General features: G+C 47.9%; 12 protein-coding genes. 2 read left to right on the top strand and 10 right to left on the bottom strand.

Annotated elements, in window-relative coordinates:
• Window positions 1–107: 107 nt before the first annotated feature.
• Both ppsA and GJR95_RS04090 read right to left on the bottom strand, forming a co-directional pair.
• Window positions 108–2,786 carry a phosphoenolpyruvate synthase gene (gene ppsA / locus GJR95_RS04095; RefSeq protein WP_162384676.1) on the bottom strand — a complete coding sequence of 893 codons (2,679 nt, stop codon included), beginning with the start codon at window positions 2,784–2,786 and terminating at the stop codon, window positions 108–110.
• Window positions 2,787–2,814: 28 nt separating this feature from the next.
• Window positions 2,815–3,204: a MarR family winged helix-turn-helix transcriptional regulator gene (locus tag GJR95_RS04090; protein ID WP_394369984.1), complete on the bottom strand. Its 390-nt coding sequence runs from the start codon at window positions 3,202–3,204 to the stop codon at window positions 2,815–2,817.
• 571 nt (window positions 3,205–3,775) lie between these two features.
• Between GJR95_RS04090 and GJR95_RS04085 the strand changes: the two genes are divergently transcribed.
• Window positions 3,776–4,156, top strand: a complete 381-nt coding sequence (locus GJR95_RS04085; protein WP_162384674.1) for a YbjQ family protein — start codon at window positions 3,776–3,778, stop codon at window positions 4,154–4,156.
• Here the strand turns inward: GJR95_RS04085 and GJR95_RS04080 are convergent, their stop codons facing one another.
• Entirely contained in the window at window positions 4,157–4,390 is a 234-nt protein-coding gene (locus GJR95_RS04080; RefSeq protein ID WP_162384673.1) for a DUF4834 domain-containing protein, read from the bottom strand.
• A gap of 131 nt (window positions 4,391–4,521) precedes the next feature.
• Window positions 4,522–6,066 (bottom strand): M20/M25/M40 family metallo-hydrolase, encoded by a 1,545-nt coding sequence (locus GJR95_RS04075; RefSeq protein WP_162384672.1) that lies wholly within the window; start codon window positions 6,064–6,066, stop codon window positions 4,522–4,524.
• Window positions 6,067–6,209: 143 nt separating this feature from the next.
• Between GJR95_RS04075 and GJR95_RS04070 the strand changes: the two genes are divergently transcribed.
• Window positions 6,210–7,964, top strand: coding sequence for a DUF6044 family protein (locus tag GJR95_RS04070; RefSeq protein ID WP_232541070.1), 1,755 nt, complete (start codon window positions 6,210–6,212; stop codon window positions 7,962–7,964).
• A gap of 52 nt (window positions 7,965–8,016) precedes the next feature.
• On the opposite strand, the gene GJR95_RS04065 is transcribed toward GJR95_RS04070, so the two are convergent.
• From GJR95_RS04065 to GJR95_RS04040, 6 genes are all read right to left on the bottom strand, one after another.
• Window positions 8,017–8,910 (bottom strand): LysR family transcriptional regulator, encoded by an 894-nt coding sequence (locus GJR95_RS04065; RefSeq protein ID WP_162384671.1) that lies wholly within the window; start codon window positions 8,908–8,910, stop codon window positions 8,017–8,019.
• A gap of 8 nt (window positions 8,911–8,918) precedes the next feature.
• Window positions 8,919–9,377 (bottom strand): DsrE family protein, encoded by a 459-nt coding sequence (locus tag GJR95_RS04060; protein ID WP_162384670.1) that lies wholly within the window; start codon window positions 9,375–9,377, stop codon window positions 8,919–8,921.
• A 113-nt stretch (window positions 9,378–9,490) separates the two neighbouring features.
• Window positions 9,491–10,450, bottom strand: a complete 960-nt coding sequence (locus tag GJR95_RS04055; RefSeq protein WP_162384669.1) for a c-type cytochrome — start codon at window positions 10,448–10,450, stop codon at window positions 9,491–9,493.
• Window positions 10,451–10,453: 3 nt separating this feature from the next.
• The gene (locus GJR95_RS04050) at window positions 10,454–14,116 is read right to left on the bottom strand and encodes an ABC transporter permease/M1 family aminopeptidase (RefSeq protein WP_162384668.1); all 3,663 of its coding nucleotides are present in this window, start codon (window positions 14,114–14,116) and stop codon (window positions 10,454–10,456) included.
• A gap of 102 nt (window positions 14,117–14,218) precedes the next feature.
• Window positions 14,219–15,115 (bottom strand): ABC transporter ATP-binding protein, encoded by an 897-nt coding sequence (locus tag GJR95_RS04045; RefSeq protein ID WP_162384667.1) that lies wholly within the window; start codon window positions 15,113–15,115, stop codon window positions 14,219–14,221.
• A 189-nt stretch (window positions 15,116–15,304) separates the two neighbouring features.
• Window positions 15,305–17,218: a polysaccharide biosynthesis protein gene (locus GJR95_RS04040; RefSeq protein ID WP_162384666.1), complete on the bottom strand. Its 1,914-nt coding sequence runs from the start codon at window positions 17,216–17,218 to the stop codon at window positions 15,305–15,307.
• Window positions 17,219–17,339 lie beyond the last annotated feature (121 nt).

Here is a 17,339-nt window from a genome sequence, read left to right as displayed (position 1 = left end):
GTCAGGTTCTTCGACCTGACCTCTCCATATCTCGTATTTAGGCTTCTTTACTGATGAATTCACGGATTAAAAATAACTATTTGGGGGTTATCTATCACCTTCTCTTTTTATAGTATTTCTACATATCCGTCCGTTCCATTCACCCGGATTCGTTGCCCGTCTTTGATCAGTTTGGTCGCATTTTCTACGCCAACAACTGCCGGTAAGCCATATTCACGTGCAATAACGGCTCCGTGGGTCATCAGTCCGCCCACTTCGGTGATCAGTCCTTTTATAGAGACAAACAAGGGTGTCCAGCTCGGGTCAGTAAAGGCAGTGACCAATATATCTCCTTCTTCCAGATCAGCATCTTCCATATTTACGATGACCCGGGCGCGTCCCTCGATAACACCGGACGAAACAGCCAGACCGACAAGAGCGTCGGGTGGAAGATTTTCTCGCTTGTACTTGCCTGTTATGATTTCACCATCAGACGTGATCACACGCGGTGGAGTTAGTTTTTCATAGATTTTGAACTCATCTTTTCGCTGGTCGATGATCTGGTAATCCAGCTTATTGGTCTGGACGACCTCACGAAATTCGTCGAAAGTGAGATAATAAATATCTTCTTTTTCGCGAATAACGTCGGCTTTTACGAGTTGCTCGGCTTCTTTCAGTAAAGCCTGCTTATAAACGAAATAACGACTAACTATGCCGTATTTTGGATATTCACGATACCCGGCAAAATTCCGGATCAGATCGATCATTCGTTTCGTTTCGCTGGCTTTTTGTTCACCATCGGGCAGTTGCTTCAATCGACCCAACAACTCCTGTTCTTTTTTCAGAGCTTCCTGTCGTCCCTGTTCAAACTTCCGCTTGCTTTCATTAGGCTCGAAGTTTTTGATATTACCAAGAATGATAGGAACGAGTGTCGTTGGTTTTTCGCTCCAGCGAGTTTTAGTAATATCGATTTCTCCGGCACAGCGCATTCCGTATTTGTCCAGATAAGCTTCAATAGCGTCGCCGGTTTCCTGTCCACCTTCAAACTGAACCAGTTCATCCAGAAAATCATCGTCTTTTACCGGCGAAAGGCCACCCCATGGAAGGCCGCCCCGTTGTAAATACGCAATTACTTCCGTATAAGGACGGATCACATCGGCTACATCCAATAGTGCAAGCCCCATTTCCGAAGTAATATTGTTGGGCGCAGATTGAGAAAGCGTATCTGCAGCATTTTTCTCACCCAGCCACTCGTTCATTTTCTCATTGATCCAGGATGAAGCATTCATGCCCGTCATAATCACACCAAAGCTCTGTGAATCAGCGTTGGTCTGCTTTAACTGCTGGATATCTTCCAGGATAAAATCAAACAGATCCGATCCCGATTTCATTTGGATGTTCTGCTTTAACTCGTCTATCGATGTTTGACTACGCTTGATCAAATCCGAAACGATTGTTGGATCGTAATCTTTTAGTATTTGAAAATCCGTATGCGAACGACCTTGACTGCTTTTACCGGGATTTGGTCCTGGTTTATCATCTGGCAACAAGTTGATAAAATCTTCCCGCTCTATGATGGTTGTAAGTGCGTCTTTCATGAGTGGATCAGATTTCCCCAAGGTAACATTTACTATAGTTTCTCTGCCGACAGGTGAAGCCAGCATACCTGTAACATCAACAAACAACCTTCCACCAGCAGTGTACATGGGTGCCCGGGTCGTTAACAGGAAAAAAGACAATCCCAATGGTTTCATGGCATCGGTCATCATTTGGTTATGACCGACCGATACAAAGACATGCGGACCACGCTTGGCCGGGTCGCGCCTGACATTTTCGGAATTATTCGCTTCAGGGATCGGGTATAACGTTGTGATCGGACGACTCTGGACAATATAAAATGAGTCGTCCGCCAAACACCATTCGATGTCCTGCGGGTTGCCGAAAAGTTCTTCAATTTTTCTGCCCAGCCGCGCAAGCTGTAAAATCTGCTCTTCCGTCAGCGCCTGCCGGTTCTGCTGCTCAGGCTCAATGGCCTGTTCGTGCGTACCGCCCTCTTGTAAGGCATAAATAGCCAGTTTCTTGGTGGCTATCTTCTTATCGATAACCTTGCCGTTGCACACTTGATAGAGATCAGCATTGACGAGTCCGGAGACCAGGGCCTCTCCCAGTCCGAAGCTGGCATCAATGGATAATACGTTCCTATTTCCAGAGACGGGATCGGCCGTAAATAAAATGCCTGCCACCTGCGGGAAGACCATCTGCTGAACAATCACCGACAGGCGGACTTTACGGTGATCGAATCCATTTTGAAGGCGGTACATGACTGCCCGCTCGGTAAATAAAGAGGCCCAGCACTTGCTGATATGGGTTAGAATTGCCGCCTTTCCGATCAGATTCAGATACGTATCCTGCTGACCGGCAAAAGAGGCCGTTGGTAAATCCTCTGCCGTTGCGCTGGATCGCACAGCATAGGCAGTTTTTTCACCAAGCCTGGAGAGGAAATGGGTAATTTCTTCCTGAATGTCTTGAGGAATGACGATCCCTTCGATAATCCTGCGAATCTCAGAGCTCAATTCACCGATTTTATCCCTGTCTTCCACCTTCAGCAGCGATAACTGATCCAGTAATTCGTTCAAAGACGACGTTTCCTCAATGATTTTTTTAAATGCTTCCGTAGAAATACAAAAGCCATCCGGAACGAGTATTCCTTCAATCTTGCCAAGTTCCCCAAGGTTCGCGCCTTTACCGCCGACTAGTGCAAGTTTTGTCTTATCAATTTCCTGAAAACCAAGTATGTAGGTGTTCATATTTTTCATTTTTTATACTTTTCAGCAATTATTTGTTGTTGAGTTGATTCGTCGTCTCATTCATTATGTCAATTGCTTTTAAAAAGTAGGCTTCAATAATTTTGGCCTCCTCGTCTGAAAATGAAGCGATCAATTTTTCTGACTTGCTTCGGAATTCTTTGTAGAGTGGTACCAGTAGTGCCATTATGGTTGGGGTGTCTGGGACAATGAAAACCTTCCGTCTGTCGTCTTCAGCATATTGTCTTTTCACCAGGTTTTTCTTTTCAAATCTGTCGATCAAACCGGTAACCGCACCCGTCGTCAGACCGGTTAAGGTCGACAGCTCGCCTGCTGTCATTTGCCCTTTTTCCATTAAAAATCCCAGGTATTTATGGTCAGTTCCTGAAAGCCCTGCCTTTCGGGCAACGGCTTCGTGCATCTGAATGGAGGTGTATGCATACTGCTGGCTCAGTTTTCTGATCTGTTTGAGAAGGTCATCCTTCATAATATATCTTATTAACTAAATATCTTAGCCACAAAGATAATATTAAATTTGAAACCCGTCCAAGAAAATTTTTGATAAAAAAGCACTCGCAAAGCGATCTATTGAAGGAATCTATATCCGGGTATTGGGAAAAGGATTAAAGACGCTGGAGCCGACTAGAATAATCAGCCTTGAAGCATGCGCAACTGTTCGCTATTTTTCCTGATTATAAGCAACTTATCCACATCTACACCCTCTCCTACTACAACTATAAACTTTGCTCTGTAAATATCCTGAAATCAATGTTTCGCTTCGAGCCATACCACGGCTCGAAGCGAAAAGTCTATTATAAATATGGGCAATATTTTTTTATTTATTTTGTCTGCAATTTCTTTTAGATTGGTTGTTTCGGTAAAAGTTTCTGCGCCAGCAAAACGTAGTTTACAGTTATAGATCCATCTGTTCTTCAACAAAAGGAGGTTGGATTCTTTACAGAACAATTCGCGGATCAATAACACAGATACTTATGAAAAACGTATTCGTAATTGTAGTACTACTCAGTATGACGGGCTGCTTTAAGCCTATGGTGTACCTGCAACATAAGAATCACTATCCCGTTGACGTATTTTATGACGATCAACGACCCGAACGGCCGTTTGATCCACTTCAGGATCTGGAATTGAAAGGAGAAGTACCGCTGACACAACGGCAATCGGAGAATCAGCGTATGCTCAGTCGGGGAAACGACGTGCAGCAGAAAGAACTAATGCTGGCCCGATTGACAATGCAGGCGAAAAAGATTGGTGCAGACGCACTGGTAGCCGTTCGATATACGTACTACACATCGACAACCGACAACGGCTATGTAATGACTGGCCTTGCCGTGAAATATAAAAAAGAAAATTAACTACTTAACTTCTTCGTAGTCAACGTATTCACCACCCGTATAGCGAGAGCCCGAATCTTTTCCTGGTCGGGGTTCTACCCGAATTTCGCCCTCCCGGCGACCACCCTGGCCGTTGCCCTGCTGTTTCTGTTGCTTCACTAACTGCCGGCCAACGAGCAGGTAAAAGACAAATCGACGCACAGGCGGTACGAACAGAATAACAAGGGTGATGATGAAGAGATATTTAAACAGCATGTCCGAGTATTGTTAATAGTAAAATAACGCTGGGGCGGGTCGTTTAGTTTTTCGTTACGCTGAACGGCTTTTATTCGGGTTAATCGGTCGAGAAGTAATTACCTGAATAAAAGCCGCCAGCTATAAACTAACTACTGTCCATACAAGGCTTTTCCGGCCGCTTCATACTTATCACCCGCCGACCATTGTGGCCGCATTGGCCGGTCGGCAATCAAACGGGCCGCATAAGCAAACGCCTGGCAAAATTTTTGAACGTAGTTAAAATCGAGCGATTCGGGGTTATCGATAGCCTGGTGATAATATTTTCCAATGGCTTCATCGAAGGCTTTAAAGCCAGCCGAAAAAGTAGGCGCCGGAACCCCTTTGACGGCAAAGTTAACATTGTCTGATCGATCAAATAAGCCCTGCTCGGGAGCTGGTTCAGCAAATACACCCAGGCCGAATGTTTTCGCGGCTGTTTCAATTTCATTTTTCGCACCGGTTCGTTCAAGGCCAATTACCGAAACAATCGTGGTATCATTGTAGCCAGCGCCATCGGTGTTGAGATCGAAAATCGTTTGTTTGAGTGGCACCAATGGATGTTCGGCGTAGTAGCGACTTCCAAGCAGGCCAACTTCTTCGCCCGTTAGTGCAAGCACCAGGATTGACCGTTTTGGGCGTTGCTGCGAAAGTGTTTTGGCTGCTTCCAGAATTGAGACCGTTCCGAATGCATTATCCCGTGCTCCATTAAAAATGCTATCGCTGGGCTGGTAAGCGCTGCCACCCTGTTTGCCAACACCAACATGGTCAAAATGGGCCGACAAGATGACGTATTCGCTTTTAAGTTTGGGATCAGTGCCTTCGATAATGCCAGCCACATTAGCTGATGACACCATCGATCGCGGCCGACCTGAGGTTCGAAACACAACCGTTTGCCCGGCCTCTTTTAATTGCTTGTATTGGTTATTGGCATTATTAACCCATGCATGGGCTATGGGAGTATTGCCCGCTTCTGTTGCCGGAATAGAAACCTGTTCGCGACTGAAATACTGGTTCACAAAGCCCCAGGGAATAGATTCACTGTAGAGTTCGATCAACGCAGCAGCCCCTTTACTGGTAGCCAGTTTACGCTTTTCGGCCGAAGCCCGAAAAATTTCGCCCGGCCCTTTTGCATCCGGAGAACCGCCCTGTGCTACCAAAATACGCCCTTTTACATCGCGTCCTTTGTAGCCATCCTCACCATCGGTAAGGCCATAACCAACATAAACAACCTCGCCCGATACATTCGTAGGGCCGCCCGCCATAACGACCAGCTCTTTGCCCAACCGGAGCGTATCCTTACCCAGGATCAAGCTAGCACTACTGGCAGCCTTCACTTTTTCCAGGCCAATTTGTTGAAAATAATCGGTTTGGCCGGGTGGCGTATTTAACCCCAACTGTCGGAATTGTTCAGCAATGTAACGGGCGGCCACCTGATTACCAGGCTCACCTGTCCGGCGCCCCATCAGTTCATCAGAAGCCAGAAAGCGGGTATGGCTCTCAACCTCAGCCCGTGAAATAGAGAATTCTGGCAGTTTAGCTGCCAACGGGGTTTTAGAACGCGAAGCTGTTTGTTTGGCAGGACCGGTCTGCGCCTGCAATGATCCAGTAGTTAACACGAGACCGGCCAGTACAGCGACGAGAGAAGAAGTTTGCATGGTGATTGGGTTTACGGTAAAATTACGAAAAACCCCAACGGCTTTTCAGGATTCCCTACCTCTCAGCGATTTTCAGTAATTTCGTTTTTCGAACCCGCACCGGATTTTAATAATCCAGCCGATTTGGACTAGTAAATTGCGTTATGCCTCCTGTTCCTCTTTCAATTGTCGACTCACCCACCGCTTCATCCGAAAAGACGTATTTACGAATGGCCATTGGCCTGTTAGTACTTTATGTATTTCCGTATGTCTGGCTCGGCGAAGGTGCTCATTTAACTATTCACGATAATCTGGATAGCGATTTTCTGTATCTGTATCTCCTGAAGATTACCGGCACAGCCTTCAATTTCGATCTAAATACACTAATTCCGAATGCGATGAGTGGCGGGAGTTTCACGGGTATTCCCCGTTCGGCTTTCCGTACTGGCCTGAATCTTGAAGTGCTCTCGTTCTGGCTGCTTCCGCCTTATGCCGCACAGGTTCTCAATTTTGCCGCCGTACACAGCATTGGTTTTTGGGGCATGTACCTGTTGCTGAAGAAGCACATTTTACCCGCTCCTCAGTGGGCGTTCACACGGGTAGCCATCGCATTTTTGTTCGCGTTAGTACCTTGTTACACCGTGCATGGTGCATCGGTCAGTGGGCAACCGCTGCTCCTATTCGCCTTTCTGAACCTGCTGACATATACAAGCCGCTGGACCGATTGGCTGATCATTGTTCTCTTTCCCTTTTACTCCTTTTTTGTCTGGGCTGGCTTATTTATCTGCATAGCCCTTGGTGTAATTGGGCTGATTAGCCTGATACGCCATCGAACGGTCAACTGGCCGTTCCTGCTCGGGTTGGCTTTACTGTCGATGGTGTATTTAGCCAGTGAGTGGGAGCTGATTTATGCGTTTATCAACCAGACGTACGTTTCCGAACGGGTTGAGTTCGATTATGCGCAACTCCGCTCCATGAAGATTCTGGACAGCCTGCGCCGAAGTGCTGATTTGTTTGTCTGGCCGATGTTTAACACGGGCGCCTTTCTGACGCTGGGCATTGTAACGGTAAGTGGTTTAGGCGCATGGCGAGCCTATAAGCGGCATAATCGTCGAGCCGTTTGGTGGCTCGTGGGGTTGCAAATCATAGCCGGTATTTTCTGTCTGATTCATGGTTTTTACCATTATCTCATCGTATGGCTCGGCGATAGCTCGCTGGGAATGAAATTTCGGGTTTTTCAGTTCGACCGTTTCTATTTCCTGCTTCCTACGCTATGGTTTTGTCTGCTTGCCTTATCCCTCCAGCAGTTTAGGGCCAATGGCCGCTGGAATCGTCTGGTTCTGGCTGGGCAGCTCTTGCTGATGGTCGTGGCCAACAAAGAATGGTGCATTAATGTGGGTAAGCTGGCTGGATTTGTCACAGAAGCGCAGCATCCATCCTTCCGGGCCTTTTTTGCCGAAAAACAATTCACCCAAATTCGCGACTACATCCATCGACCACAGGCCGATTACCGGGTAATCTGCCTCGGTATGCATCCGTCGGTCGCACAGTTCAATGGATTTTATACGCTGGATAGTTACCAGAATAATTATCCCCTCCCCTACAAACACGCTTTTCGAAAAATCATTGCGGCTGAACTGACCAAAGGAACCCGACAAATGCGGGTTTATTACGATGCTTATGCCTGCCGTGTTTACCTCTACACGGCTGAACTAGGTATGAACTATCTGTTCGGCAAGACCCAAAATCGGTCGGTAAGTCATCTCCAGATTGATACGGATGCGTTGAAAGCCCTTGATGGCGACTATGTCGTATCTGCGGTACCGATCCTTAACGCAGCCCAAAACCGACTAAGCCTGGAAAAAGTATTTGACGAGCCGGAAAGCTACTGGCAAATATGGTTGTATCGGGTGCAATAGCGTGGAACAGAGTTCGTTTTATCGCCCTGTCCCAGGCACTTCCCCTACTGGTTTACCGCTTGTAATGCTGCCGGGCGAATCGCATGAATGTATCGGCCAGCCCTTCGCTAACGCCCTGTAACTGAATTGAATAAAATTCCCGATGAATAGCAAGTCCCTGTACATCAAGCACTTTTAGGATGCCCGCGCGCACTTTGTCCTGCACGGCAAAAATCGACACAAAGGCCATGCACCGCGAGCTACCCAGATACGACTTAATGCTCTCGGTACTACCTAGTTGCATTTCGATGGTTAGATCAGTAAGCCGAAGCCCTACGCCCCTGAGCGCGTGTTCGATGACCTCCAGCGAACCCGATCCCCGTTCCCGCAGTAGAATAGGAACCGTTCTTAATTCATCGAGCGTAATCTCATCGCGGTTGGCCAACGGATGGTCGGCCCGGCAGACGAGCACTAGTTCATCTTTTACAAATGGCGTATATCGGATATCACTATGATGCGTTCGCCCTTCTACCAGACCCAGTTCAATATCATTGTGGAGTAACTGTTGTTCCACCTGTTCGGTATTACCGCTCAGGAGCGAAATGGTGATATCGGCCGAATGTTCATGAAAACGAGCCAGTACAGGCGGAATGACGTATTGCGCAACGGTTGTGCTGGCCCCAAGCCGAAGCGTTCCACCCGGCTGACCTTTGAGTCCGTTCATGTCGAACTCCAGTTGGCGATAGGTTGCCACAATGGTTTCGGCATGACGAAGCAGCAAACTCCCGGCGGCCGTTAAGCTAATCTGATTACCCCTCCGATCAAAAAGAGCCGTACCGAAGTGATGTTCTAACTCCTGGATATGTTTCGTTACGGCAGGCTGCGTCACATACAGTTCGGCAGCCGCTTTGGTAAAGCTAAGCCGTTTGGCAACCGTATAGAAGACGTTCAGGCGAAAATCGAGCATGGCCAACGTTACGGACGGATGATAGCCCAGCCCTCCTGTTCGCGGATGATGAGTTCGCCGTTGGCCGTTGGTACATAGCTAATGATGGGGAATAATTCATCGCGGCTGATTTTCCGAATCCGCATGGTGTTTTCGCACATAGCCATAATGACTCCCTGCTTTTGCAAACTTGTGACTTCTTTCTCGAAATACGGCTTGTCTTTTCGGTATGTAGCTACCGCTCCGCCATAGACCACGAGTTCGACCTCTAATTTACCTTTCAGGCGTGGGTCGTTCAGGGCATTCTGAATATTGGCCAATGCATGCCGGATAACGGCGGTATCGGCGGTATTGAGTTGGTAAACAGCGCGATATCGATCTTTCGTTGGTTGAGCTCCATGGAACACACCGGTTTCGTTTGTTTGGGCCATAGCTGGAGCTAAAGCACTCAGGGAAACCAGTATGAACAGATAAGTCAATTTCTTCATGATTATTAGTTTTTGATTTTGAGTAAACAGCGCTTCCGCTGGGAGTCATACCACGTTTTCTAAGGGTGTTTGAACGACCCAATGCATAGCTCCCGGCAAAAGCGTTGGTAAAGCTACTTCACTTTTCGCGCATCAGCAATCGGCTGAAACGGGCCAAATTTGTGTTGCCGCTCACTGAATGAGTCTGAATACGGGCCAAATGGGAAGTCAACGGGCTTGCTGGCTACCTTGGGCCAGTCGCTATTCTGATCTTTGTGTGGCCGGGGCATGGCATTAATAAAAGCGGCTACATCCCAGGCTTCTTCGTCGCTTAGCTGCGGACTGGCATACGTGGACCCAAAAGGCATATTGTTTTTGACATAACCGGCAAAGTTCGACAATCGATATAACCCGGCTCCATCGTTATAGCTTTGTGGACCCCACATCGGCGGATACACATACTCTGAAGCGCCAGCCGCTTTAATACCTTCGCCGTTTACACCGTGGCAGACCTGACATTTGGTCACATAGACTACACGACCTTTTGTTGAATCGGCCTCCCGATCCAGATAGGCCAACTTAGCCAGCCCCACCCCATCGGGCCGCTGCCCCTTGGGAACGTCGGAACCCAGCCATTGGATGTAAGCCACAATTGCCTTCATCTCACGGCTCGTACTATCCGGGGCTTTGCCGCCCAGACTACGCTCAAAACAATCGGATACCCGCTTCACAATTGATTCGACGGCACCCGAGCGGTCACGAAATTTCGGGTAAGTTGAAAAGACAGCCGAGTAATTGTTCCCCAACACCTTTGTCCCGGCTTCAAGGTGGCAATTCTGGCAATTCATACCATTGGACAGATGCCTGACCGATCCCGCTGGGCCTAAATATTTTGCCGTATGGGCAATCAACTCGCGACCATACCGAATCTGCTTTCCCAAATCACCAGCCGGAATCCGACTATCGGCTGGTGGACGCCAATAGTCGGGTGGTGTCAGTGCCAGCAGACCGATAGCCAAAATAACCAGACTGGTGAGTCCATAAACTTCTTTTCGGGTAACTATCGAACGAATGTCAACAACGTGATTTTTCATGGTCTATGGCAAATCTACAGTCACTAGATTATCGTCAGATACGCGGTCAATCAGCTTGTTATAAGGGTCGATACCCGCTTTGACTGGTTTTCCCTTCACTGTCACTTCGATAACGTGTTCGCCCGGTGTCAAACTACGTTTTTGCATAAACAAAGGTACTTTAATTGTCAGACCATCTTTGTTCTTGCTGTCGTCGGTTAGTACGGCTACATCGACAATGACCGGACCTTTGCCCTTCGAAAGTTCTTTACCCGCTTTGTCGTAATATTCCGTTGCCGAACGAACATACAATTTCACACGGTATTGCCCATTTCCCAATGGCTTTGCTTCGGCTTTGGTGATGCGGTTGTCATAGAGGGTCAGCTTCTCGAAACTATCGGTCAGCCAGGTCTTCAGCGAATCGGGAGTGGCCGATTTGAGGAAACCATACCATTCCAGCGAGGTAGTAAACGGCGCTTTCTGCCGGAAACGAGCCGCCTTCATGTAGTCGTTCATCGCCTTATTGACCCGATCTTCGCCTATATAATCCTGCAAGGCATACATTAGCATCGAGCCTTTGTTATACCAGATATACGAACGGGTGTCGTTATCGAGCATATTCGCTTCGAACTTGTCTTCATTGGATCGGCCCCGCAGGTATTGATCAAGACTATACTTCAAAAATTTCGGCATGGCATCGGCTCCATACCGCTCTTTTAGCACCATCAGGGCCGAATATTCGGCCATCGTTTCGGAAATCTGATTGGAACCGCGTGTCCGGCTGGGCATAACCTGGTGTCCCCACCACTGGTGCGCTACCTCGTGAGCTGTTACATAATAGGCATAATCGGTCTTGTTCGGATCGCGAAAATCGCCAACCCAACCAAATTCTTCCGAGTAAGGCACGGTTGTCGGAAACGACTGCGCAAATGAAGCATACCGTGGAAACTCCAGCACCCGCAAAACCGGATAGGGATAAGGAGCGTAGTTTTTTGTGTAATAACTCAGAGACGCTTTCATGCTGGCGATGAACCGATCCAGGTTGCGGTCGTGACCCGGATGGTGGTAGACTTCCAGCGCCACAGTTTGCCCATCTGCCCCTTTCCACGTATCGCGTTTGACCCCATATTTGGCCGAACACATGCTAAAGAAATAGTCTGAAAAGCCGGGCAGTTTGTAGTTAAAATACGTTCGTGGCTTCCCATCCGGGCCAGCTGACGTCCAGGTTTTCAATAACTGACCGGGCATAATAGCGGTTTGGTCGGGCGTGGTCGAGATGATTCCTTCGAAGGTGACCCAGTCCGCATCATCGGTAAACAGGAAATCACGCAGACCGCGCGGATCGTTTTGAGCAGGCACTGTCCATTGTTTAATAGGCAATCCATATTTCTTCCGGTATTTATCGCTGGTCAGTTCAAGTCCTTCATTATAGCCGAAGCCCGGAAAGATACTCACATTAAAGAATGTACCGTTAGCGAGAACATCCCGGCTATCGCCACTATTGCTGAACCCAACGTATTGTCCCGTCACGGCCATGTTCATCCGGGCCGTATCGCCGGGGTTCAGACGCCTGGGTAGGCGGTAAATATAATAACCTAACTTGCTATCATTCAGCACTAAGGCAGGCGCTTTGCCATCGACTAGTAGTTTGGTCAACTGCCGGTGGAAGTTATCGGCCGGAAGAGTCAGGTGGAGCGAGTCGATCGGTTGGTCGCCTTTATTAACCATCACAAACGCACCCGAAGCAACCGCTCTGAATTCATCGGGGAATACATCAACATTGACTTTTGCGCTGGTGATTTTCGGTTGCAGCACATCAAGGTATTTGTGGTATGTTTTCTCAAATGTAGCCTGTAGCTCGCGTTGCTCATCGGCCGATAAATAGCGGTTTTTAACGCTGACATTAGTGTATATCCACGCGCCCATACTCACAAACGCGAGCAAAAGAAGAGCGAACATCGCCATCGAAATCCGGCCCATTCGCTGCCGGGCCAGTTGCCAGCGCGATTTAAGACTCGTATCGGCTCCCCGGTTCCAGAACCACAGGGCAACCACTAAAAGTACGCCACCAAAGGCATACCAATACAGCCGGAATGAAGCCAGTGCGGTCAGGTAATGGCCGAAACCGTTCATATCCGAAATCTGAACACTACCTCCCGAAAAGGGAATTGCCAACCGGTAATTGAACTCGGCAAACTGTGGCACGGCCCAGATAACAACATATACTGCCAGTGTCACGATATGGCCCACAAATTTTTGGTTGACCATTGTATGGACAAAAAACGCCAGCATTACCAGCTGAAAATACTGCGAGAAGGCAACGCCGTATACATCTCGAAAATAGAGTGGCAGCTCGTAGTTGAAGTACCCTTTAACCGTCTGATTCAGCACGCCAGACACGATGATAAGCGTACAGAGCAGCACACAAACGTAAATCATCGACAGGAGTTTAGATCCGTAGTTCATCCAGTCGGGTACGGGCAGCGCGTCAGCAATTGTGTCGTAATGAACCACCTTATCACGATGAACGACTTCGCCGGTATAGAAGATCAGGACGATCAGTACAAAGAAGAAAAAGGTGCCATTTCGCGCTTCGAGCATCGCGTAAGTCGTTGGCAGCGATGATGTACCGAATATCTGTGCGCCAAACCAACCATCTAAAAAGAGAAACAATACGGCACCGATTAGAATAGCAATGAAGTAGGGGTCTCGAACAATATTGCCAAACTCCAGCCTGGCCTGCCGAAACATCTGCCTGATGTAAGCCCCGGTCTGAAAAACAGGCTTTGGCGTGGGCAAACTTGCCAGCGATGGCACAGCCCCGTCCTCTTCGCTGACTTTCCCTTTTTTTCGTGACGACGCCCGACCCAGCTTTACGGCCAGAAAGCGGGAAAAGCTAAACCGCACTATCGTCAGGATAAACACCAGCAGCCCCGCGCCTGTCCAGATGAGTCGATTGGTTAGCAGATCGCCTTCCAGTGGTGCCAATAAGGCGTTTTGTTCTACCGGCGACCAGTATTTAGTAGCGGCATCGTAGGCGTATGATCCGAATGGATCAAGTAGATTGACAAGGTGTTTATTCTCCAGATCCTGCGACAGCGTAGATCCCAACAGGTAGCCAATAAACAAGAGTATACTACCGGCATAGGTCGTGAATACCTGCCGCGAAAAGGCTACCAACCCAAAGAAGATACTACCTGCCAGAAACATATTCGGCACGACGAACAGCACAAACGGATACGCATAATCACGAAACCGGATAGGTCCGAAGCGTTCGGTATTATCCGCCAGATTAAAGACTGGCCCTAACAACGAACCAATGACAATGCCCAGCATGCCGACAGCCATAATGCCCAATAAGACAACGAATGAACCAACGAAACGGCCCAGCAGATAGCCCCGCTCGGTAATTGGAAAGCTGAAAAAGTAGTTTTTCGTATTGTGTTCGATGTCTCGGTAGACCGGCACGCCCATAATCGCCGATGCGATAAGCATCCCGAAAACGGTCAATACAACTACAAACTGGCTGATGGCATACGGTGAATTGACATTTGTCTTCTCCGATGCGGGGCCACTACCATAGATGACAAAGAGAAACGTAAACAGAAACAGAATCAGAGCGTATAGGTAAGTCGCAGGTCGTTTTAGCCGATAGGCTAGTTCGAAGCGGAAGATTTCGGTAAACATGGCTAGGCTATAAGTAGTAAGAGCGAGGAGTAGGAGTGAGGAGAATCAGTTATCGTTTAGCTTCAACGGCATTATAGTAAGCCGTCAATAGCCGGGCCACTACTAAACCGTAACCACATCCATCTTTTCTGTAATCTTGGCGAAATAAACATCTTCTAAATCCGGGGCAACCGGCTCAAAATCAGCCAGCGGCAGGTCACTATAAGCGTGAAGACGGGTTTTACCACCTTTGAGCTGGGTTGAAATCACCCGGTGGGTTTGCCGGTAGGAATCGATTTCGGTTTTTTCGACAAATTTCTGCCAGATTTTACCCTTCAGGTCAGCCACTAGATCATTAGGATCGCCGGTAGCAACGACTTCGCCGAGGCATATGATTGCCATATCGGAGCAAAGGTTCGTTACATCCTCAACGATGTGAGTGGATAGGATGACAATTGTGTTTTCACCAATTTCAGACAGCAGGTTATGAAAACGATTCCGCTCGGCGGGGTCAAGCCCAGCGGTTGGCTCATCGACAATAATGAGCCGTGGGCTTCCAATCAAGGCCTGCGCAATGCCAAAACGCTGCTTCATGCCGCCCGAATAAGTACCCAGATTCTTCTTGCGAACCTGGTATAAGTTCACCTTCTGCAAAAGCCCTTCAACAATCTCTTTCCGTTCGCGACCGTTGGCAATTCCTTTGAGCGAAGCGATGTGATCGAGCATTGCTTCGGCCGTTACGCGTGGGTAAACGCCAAATTCCTGCGGCAGGTAGCCCAATACCCGACGCACCGCATCTTTCTGGGTCAAAACATCCAGATCTTCGGTCAGGCCCGTCAGCCGTACACTACCGCTGTCGGCTTCCTGTAGCGTTGCAATCGTCCGCATCAGTGAGGATTTACCCGCACCGTTTGGGCCAAGTAAGCCAAACATGCCCTGCGAAATAGTCAGCGAGACGTTTTTTAACGCCCGAACACCGTTAGCATATGTTTTTGATAGACCTTGAATTTCGAGTTGCATACTGAAAGGGAATGAAGATTTGGCATTATAGAATTAGAAACGAATATCCTAAATGTACCTGAAAACACTAGCCAAACTTTTTCAGACGGTAGTTATTGAGTCCAAAAGGCACAAAAAAACTCCGCCAGCAGCGGAGTAAGGTAGTTATTCAGATTAATAAGCCCTACAGATTGCGATGTAGTATTAAGTTTAATTTACCTTAAACTTGGGCTCGTCCAGCTTCGAAAACGGCGAATTGTTGCTGATATATTCAGGAATAAGTTCTTTTAGAATGCCAACTAACGTCATATCATCAGCATCACTTAAGACCAGTTTGAGACGTGCCATAGATTTTTGCAATAAAGCCGAATCAAGCGGCTGAAGACGGGCTATTTTAATTTTTGGATGATGGGTCAGTAAGCAATCTTCGCTGGTACTCAGCAATTCTTCGTACAGCTTCTCGCCCGGCCGTAAACCCGTAAAGTGCAACTCAATATCTTTATTCACTTCGTAGCCCGACAAGCGAATCATTTGATAAGCCAGATCAGCAATGCGAACGGGCTGGCCCATATCAAATACAAATACTTCTCCGCCACTACCCATTGCAGCGGCCTCAAGTACCAGCTGGCAGGCTTCCGGTATGGTCATAAAATACCTTGTAATGTCAGGGTGTGTCACCGTAACCGGGCCTCCCGATTCAATCTGGTGCTTAAACATCGGCACTACAGACCCGCTAGAACCCAACACATTACCAAAGCGGGTTGTGATAAAATGAGTGGACGATCCAGCATTCAAACTCTGTACATACATTTCGGCAAGGCGTTTGGTCGCTCCCATTACGTTTGTCGGATTAACGGCTTTATCCGTCGAAACCATCACAAATTTCCGCACGTTAAAGGCCACCGCTAAATCAGCAATGACTTTCGTACCCAGTATGTTGACCTTAATGGCTTCATAAGGATGTTCTTCCATCAGCGGCACATGCTTATAAGCGGCTGCATGGAAGACAAACACAGGCTGGTACCGTTCGAATAATTTACGCATCCGCCCCGCGTCGGTTACGTCGGCAATCTGGCTCCTTAGGGCAAGCCCCTGAATGGCACTCCCCAGCTCTTTACGAAGTTTGAAAACCAGATTATACAACGCCGATTCGGATTGGTCCAGCAATATAATCTCGCTCGGGCTATGGGATAATAGTTGATGAGCCAGCTCACTACCGATCGATCCCGCTGCCCCTGTTACCAGAACGACCTGTCCACGAATCTGTTTACCGATGGCAGCATTGTTTAGCTGGATGGCTGGGCGTCCCAGCAAATCTTCGATTTGAACATCGCGGATTTGACGGGTGCTCAATCGCCCATTTATCCAGTTCTGCGTTGATGGCACCATTTTGGCAATAACCTGATAGCGAAGGAGAAAATTAGCAATCTCGTTTCGGCGGTGAGCTGGCAGGTTGTTAATAGCCAGAATTACTTCGGGATTGTTCGTCGTTCGGAGAAACAGCGTAGCCGCCTGAATCGGGCTAAATACGGGTACGCCCTGTACCGTTTTCTGAACTTTGGCTGGATTGTCATCAATAAATCCCAGGATACGATAATCGGGATTACGTTGCAGAATGCCTTTCGTATGAATACCCATCACACCTGCACCATAGATGAGTACAGGCCGCGATTTGCTGATTGGCCCTGCAATCAATAATTGATACAAGTATTTGGTAGTGAACCGAATAGTGACCAGCAATACGATACTAATAAAATAGTCAATGACTAAAATTGAAACGGGAATATAGAGCATTGGATCGCTGTAAATCACGCTTAGGCTGTAGGAGCCAATGCCAGCCAGTAGGCTACTAAGCGTAACGGCCTGCCCAATCAACTGCACATCTTCTATCCCTGTATGCCGAATAACGCCCGCAAAAGGTCGAATCCAGAGAAACAGTACGAATCGGCAAAACAGCAAGCCCAAAAAGTGATTCCAATGCCAATTAGCCGGTTCAATCGCAAAATTGAATCGTAAGGCCCAGGCGCAGATGAACGATAAAACAGTTATTGTCAGGTCGACCAGCAGGACAACCAAACGAGGGGCAAATCGAGTAGTAACCTTCGCTGACAGTAATTGCTTCATTACAGGCTTTTATCGTTACAAAGTCGATGTGGTTACGGGCACAGTAGTCAATAAAAACTGACTATTCGACTAGCAAAGATAAATAAGTGACTTAGGCTGGCAAGCATTTATGTAACTTTTA

The organism is Spirosoma endbachense, from assembly GCF_010233585.1.
Lineage (GTDB): Bacteria > Bacteroidota > Bacteroidia > Cytophagales > Spirosomataceae > Spirosoma > Spirosoma endbachense.
This window is presented reverse-complemented; position numbering and strand designations above follow the sequence as displayed.